This window comes from Isoptericola sp. NPDC060185 (assembly GCF_042728595.1).
GTDB lineage: Bacteria > Actinomycetota > Actinomycetes > Actinomycetales > Cellulomonadaceae > Isoptericola.
Genome location: NZ_JBHWYY010000132.1, coordinates 1 through 5,027, shown reverse-complemented (window position 1 = coordinate 5,027; position 5,027 = coordinate 1). Strand labels below are relative to the sequence as shown.

Here is a 5,027-nt window from a genome sequence, read left to right as displayed (position 1 = left end):
CGTGCGGAAGTGGGCCAAACGCCCGCTCACAGCGATGAAGGTGTCAGCCCTCGGTCGACTCGGCGGCCTCGGCGGACTCCTCGGCGGCGCCCTCCTCCGCCTCCTCGTCCTCGGCGGCGACCTCGCCGCGCGGCTCGGCGATCTGCACGACGGCGGCCTCGGGGTCGGTCAGCAGGATGGCGCCCTCGGGCAGCTCGACCTCGCCGGCGGTGACGTGCTGGCCGGCCTCGAGGCCCTCGATCGAGACGTCGACCGACTCGGGCAGGTTGGTGGCGAGCGCCTCGACCGACAGGGTCTGCGCCTCGACGAAGTGGATGGTGCCGGGGGCCGACTCGCCCACGACGTTCACGGTGACCTCGACGGCGATCTTCTCGCCGCGCTTCACGAGCAGCAGGTCGATGTGCTCGATGGTGCCGCGGACGGCGTCGCGCTGGATGTCCTTGACGACGGCCATCTCGGAGGTGGAGTCGAGCTCGATGGTGAACAGGGCGTTCGAGTGACGCACGGCGAGCATCGTCTCGTGACCCGGGAGCGTGATGTGCAGCGGGTCCGTGCCGTGCCCGTACAGGACGGCGGGGATCTTGTTCTCGCGACGGATGCGGCGGGCGGCGCCCTTGCCGAACTCGGTGCGGGCCTCGGCGGCGAGCTTGATGTCGGACACGTGGATCACTCCTGGAGGTCTGTGCGTGCCGACGGCCAGAGGGAGCCGTCGGCTGTCCACGAGGGGTGGTCCCCGCGAACGGCGGTTGCGTCGGCGTGGGACACGTGACGGACGCGATCGAGAGCGCGCCGTGGGGGCACCAGCGAGAGTGGTGCACCGACAGCCGCCCAGTCGATCACGGAAATCCGACGGATCCTGCTCTGCGGGTGGCGGCAGCGTCGCAGTCGTCGTACCGGCTGAACCAGCTCGACCGAACCTGCGTGACCGGCGCCCGTCAGACGTCCCTCGCCGAGGCAACCGGACGAGTATAGCCCGCCTCAGTGGCGGGCGCGCTCCCCCGAGCGGTCGCGCGAGCGCCCGCGCGACCCGGCGGCGCCGCGCGGGCGGTAGACCACCTGCGCCTGGAAGACGAACCGCACGACGAAGGCGACCAGGATGAGCACGGCCTGCACCACCTCGGGGTGCGGGACGGCGCGCTCCACGATCCACCACAGCAGCAGGGTGCGGACCACGGCCTCGGTGCCGTTGAAGGCGAACGACCGCACGAACCGGCCCCAGAAACCGTGGGCACCGTCACGCAGGTCGGCGAAGACGAACCGCTCCTGCAGCAGGAAGTTGATGACGATCGTCACGCCGTTGGCCACGATCACGGCCGGCAGGTAGTGCATGCCGACCACCTGCAGCGCGGCGAGGATCGCCAGGTTGAGGACGGCGCCGGCGGCGCCGATCAGCGCGAACGGCGACAGCCGCCCGAACCGCAGCAGGGTGAGCTGCTGCACGTACCGCAGCCCGTTGGCGATGGTGGCCTTGGACCGGCCGGCGAACCGCTCCCCGAAGACGAACGGCTCCTCGACCACGACCAGGCGCTGCCGGGCGAGGATCTCCAGCAGGATCTTGAACCCGCGCGGCTGCAGCGCGGACAGGTCGACGGCGCCCTGGCGCACCACGAAGAAGCCGGTCATGGGGTCGGAGACGTCGCGCAGCTTCACGGGGAACATCGACCGGGCCAGCAGGCCGGACGCCTTGGACACCCAGCGCCGGTAGCGGCCGTCGAGCCCGCCGGCGTCGCCCTTGCCGGTGTAGCGGGAGGCGACGACGACGTCCGCGCCGGTGTCGCGCGCGGTGGCGAGGAGCACGGGGACCATCTCGGGCGGGTGCTGCAGGTCGCCGTCCATGACGACCACGCGCTCCCCTGCGGCGGCGTGGAGGCCGGCGACGACGGCGCCGGACAGCCCGCCGTCGGGCGCGGCGCGGTGGATCATCCGCACGGGCAGGCCCGCCGTCGCGGCCACCCGCTCGATCTCGGCGGGGGTGTCGTCGGTGGAGTCGTCCACGAAGAGGATCTCGACGCCCCCGGGCACGGCGCCGTCGCCGAGCGCCGCGGTCAGCCGACGCACCAGCTCCGCGACGTTCGGTCCCTCGTTGTAGGTGGGGACCAGCACGGTCACGTCCACGAGCGCCTCCATCGTCCGCACAGCCTACGGCCCCGTCCTGGCAGCTCGCCGGGACGGGGCCGCGGGCTCACGGCGTGCGCGCCGACGCGGTGGTCACGGCGTGCGCTCGGCCACCACCAGCTCGCGCACCTTGACCCACGAGCTCGCGTTCGCGGCGGTCGCGACGACCCGCACGTGGCTCGCCTCGACGGGCTCGTCGAGCACCACCTCCGCGAGCGGGGTGTTGTCGAAGGTGCCCACCGTGGTCCAGGTCGAGCCGTCGGCGGACACCTCGATCCGCCCGTGCTGGATCATGTCGCCGGGGGCCGTGTCGTTGTCCGCCATGTGCACGGCGACGTACTTCACGGCTGCCGGCTCGTCGAGGTCGTACCGGATCTCGTCGCCCGCCCGGGCGGCCCGCGACGACCAGAACAGGGTCGCGTCGTCGCCGTCGACCATGTTCGCCGGGGTGTAGGTGGAGTACTGCGGCAGCGACGTGCTGACCGTGCCGGGCAGCGTCGGGACGGGGCACGACGCGTCGTCCGGCGCGGCGGCGCAGAAGATCCGGAACGCCTTCGCCGAGAACTCCTCGAACCGGCCGTCGCCGACGCTCGGCACGATCTGGTCCTCCCGGTACACGCCGTCGGAGCCCTGGTCGTCGACCGTGGCCCGGCCGGCGAGGGCGAGCTGCTCGCGCGCCGCGGCCGCCCGCGTGGACGCCGTCGCGACGTCGTCGTCCTCGAGCGCCGCGAGCATGTCGGCCTCCGCGAGGAGCGCGGACGCCCACTGCGACGCGGCGTCGATCCACGGCGTGGAGTCGGCGACGAAGCCGGGCTCCGCCATCGGCGCGAGGGCGGACGGGAGCTCCTCGATCGCGGCGAGCCTGTCGAGCAGCGCGGAGCGGCCCGCGTCGTCGCCCGCGTCGTAGGCGGCCCAGAACGCGTCGACGTCGGCCGAGAGGCCGGGCGCCTTCGGGCTGCCGGACCGGTACGGCCAGTGCTGGTTGAGGTCGACGAACAGGCCGAGCGCGTCGCGGACCGCCGGGTCGGCCCCGGCGAGCTCGTCGAGGGCGTTCGCGTGCGACGCGTCGGCGTCGTAGGCGGGCGGGTTCCACGTGTAGTCGCCGTAGTCCGCGAGGGACGGCATCGACGCGTACGGCTCGATCATGGGGTTGGACGTGAAGCCGTCGATGTACCGGTACAGCTCCGGGTCCCTTCCGGTGAGCGGGTTGAGGAACAGCCGGTTCCGCCGGCCGTCGTTCACGGGGAAGTTGTCCCAGATGTAGAGGTGGTCGGTGCGGTAGCTGCGCACCGCCTTCTGCACGGACGCGGTCGTGACGGTCGGGGAGAACACGCCCTCGCCGGTCCACTGGACGCGGACGTCGTCGTCGAGGCCGTCGCCGAACCGGCTCTTGTACGGGTCCTCCCCGCTGCCGGCGTAGTTGGTGGGCACGGTCTGCAGCGGCTCGAGGCCGTTCGGGACCACGTACTCGCGCTGGATCCGGTTGAGGTAGTACGTCTGCGCGTCCGCGAGCCAGCCCCAGCTCCCCGCCGTGAACCTCTCCTTGTCGGCGTCGCAGTGCAGCTCGAGCGGGATGTCGTCGAGCGCCACGTAGAAGCTCGTCACGCCCAGGTCGCGCAGCTGGTCGAACTTGCGCACCGTGGCGTCGAAGTCCTCCTGCGACGAGTAGCAGACGTCGTTGCCGGGCGAGAGCGCGAACGTGAACTTCACGTGGTTGCGGTTGGCGGTCTCCACGAGCTCGCGGAGCTGGTCGAGCTCGGTGCCCTCGTACAGGTCGCGCCACTCGTAGCGCAGCTTGCGGTCGTCCTTCGGCGTGTAGACGTAGGTGTTCATCTTGTGCTTGCCGTAGAAGGCGAGCTGGTCGAGGCGCGCCTGGTGCGACCACGGGATCCCGTAGAAGCCCTCGATCGCGCCGCGGATCTCCATCAGCGGCCAGTCGCGCACCTGGACACCGGCGACCTCGCCGTCCGCCTGCACCAGCTGGCGCAGGGTCTGGGCGGCGTAGAACGCGCCGGTGTCGTCGTGCCCGTCGAGGACGAGCACGGGGCCTGCGTCGCGGCCGGTCGCGAGGACGTAGCCGTCGGCGGGCAGGTCCTGCGCGCCGTCGACGCCGATCCGCTGGAGCACCCCCGCGACGGCGGGGTTGTCGCCCGCCGCGCCGAGGTAGACGCGCTTGCCCGTGACCGGGGCGTCGGCGCGGTCCGCGACGGTGACAGCCACCTTCGCGCCCGCGTCGGCGAGCACCCGCCGGGTCGCGGCGACGGCGGACTCGTCGGTGTCCTCACCGACGACGAGGGTGACCCTGCCCGCGAGGGGGAACTCGTCGCCGTTGGCGGTCGCCTCCTGCGGGGTGGGGAACACGGCGTCGGCCGGTCCGGCGTCGGCCGTGGACCCCGTGGCGGAGCCGGCGGCCGGCTCGGCCACCGCGCCGGGTGCGGCGAGGCCTCCGGCGACGGTGGCGAGGAGCGCCGCGGCGGCGACGGCGGTGCCGGCACGCCGCGAGGTGCGGGAACCGGGCGGGCGGACCTGCCGGGCGGCGGGTGGGGGCGACGACGGGAGCGGCGGCTGCGGCGTCTCGGGGCTGGCTTCGAACGACATCGGACCTCGTCTCTGAGCTCGGTAGTCGGCGGCGTTGTGCCCGATGCCGGAACCGTTATCCATAACATCGGTGCGCCGGGCACGACAGTAGAGGCCCACGACCCCCAGGGCAACTGGTCCGGACCAGTTGCCGCGCGGGAGGCCGGTCACCCGGTCCGGAGACGACGGAGCGCGGGGCACGACGATGACCGGCGGGGCCCGCGCGCCGCGGGAGGGGGGGGTGCGGTGGGGCGGGGGGGGTTATAAAAAAAAGAAGCGGGCGGCGGATGTGCAAGTGGTGATAGAGGGGGGGGGGGGGGGATTTAAAAATGGGG

General features: G+C 72.7%; 3 protein-coding genes. All 3 read right to left on the bottom strand.

Annotated elements, in window-relative coordinates; genetic code table 11:
- Positions 1-43: 43 nt before the first annotated feature.
- Complete coding sequence (locus tag ACFWDO_RS21090; protein ID WP_380326682.1) at positions 44-661, bottom strand: 50S ribosomal protein L25/general stress protein Ctc; 618 nt, start codon at positions 659-661, stop codon at positions 44-46.
- A 317-nt stretch (positions 662-978) separates the two neighbouring features.
- Entirely contained in the window at positions 979-2,127 is a 1,149-nt protein-coding gene (locus tag ACFWDO_RS21085; protein ID WP_380326685.1) for a glycosyltransferase, read from the bottom strand.
- A gap of 81 nt (positions 2,128-2,208) precedes the next feature.
- Positions 2,209-4,713 carry a beta-N-acetylglucosaminidase domain-containing protein gene (locus ACFWDO_RS21080; RefSeq protein ID WP_380326688.1) on the bottom strand — a complete coding sequence of 835 codons (2,505 nt, stop codon included), beginning with the start codon at positions 4,711-4,713 and terminating at the stop codon, positions 2,209-2,211.
- Between the last annotated feature and the right edge of the window lie 314 nt (positions 4,714-5,027).

What these genes read in the sequence shown, in the direction of transcription:
- ACFWDO_RS21085 (WP_380326685.1), bottom strand. Translation starts at nt 2,127, where the DNA reads ATGGAGGCGCTCGTGGACGTGACCGTGCTGGTCCCCACCTACAACGAG.
- ACFWDO_RS21080 (WP_380326688.1), bottom strand. Translation starts at nt 4,713, where the DNA reads ATGTCGTTCGAAGCCAGCCCCGAGACGCCGCAGCCGCCGCTCCCGTCG.